Genomic DNA, 661 nt, shown 5'->3' on the forward strand with positions numbered 1-661 from the left:
GAACCAGCCCCCCGAACCCCTCCGCCTGGGCCCCTCCGACGACGCCGAATGGGCAGCCTTCGCCGCGGAAGCCCTCCTCCGAGCCGGCGACGACACCGCCTTCAACGACCTCAGCCGAGAACGCCGCACCCGAGCCTCGATCGACCTGACCTGGAACGCCATCGCAAGCGAGGTAGCAGCCGCAGCGGACCGCGCCCCCGAGATCGAGTCCGCCGTCCTCCCCCTGCGCGCCCGCATCTCCGTCCGCGCCGGCCTCGGCAACCTCGCCACCGGCCTGCGCCCGCCCGCCACCGGCCACGACAACCCGCACTACTTCGACGACGCCGCCTGCGTACGGGCGTGCGTCCTGGCCGTGGCCCACCCGGGCGACCCCCGACCCGCCGCCGACCTCGCCGAGTTCGACGCCCGCTACACGCAGGACGGCGACGGCGTGCACGGCGCCCGCGCCATGGCGGCGGCCCTCGCCCTCGCCCTGGCCGGCGCGAACGTCGACGCCTGCGTCACGGCGGCCCTCGCCGAACTCCCCGAGGAGACGGAGATCGGCCGCAACGCCCGGCACGCACTGCACCTCGCCGCCGCCGCGGACAGCGCCTTCGCCCTGGTCCCGCCCCTGGAACACCAGATCGTCGACCACGTCTACAGCTACGGCATCGCCGCCGCC

Annotated in this window: 1 protein-coding gene; it reads left to right on the forward strand. The window is 75.5% G+C overall.

Going from position 1 to position 661, the window contains the following annotated elements; all coding sequences use genetic code 11:
• The coding region (locus CA983_RS44670) for an ADP-ribosylglycohydrolase family protein (RefSeq protein WP_208637202.1) at positions 1-661 on the forward strand (661 nt) is incomplete at both ends.

Origin of the sequence: Streptomyces swartbergensis (assembly GCF_002148965.1) — a bacterium.
GTDB lineage: Bacteria > Actinomycetota > Actinomycetes > Streptomycetales > Streptomycetaceae > Streptomyces > Streptomyces swartbergensis.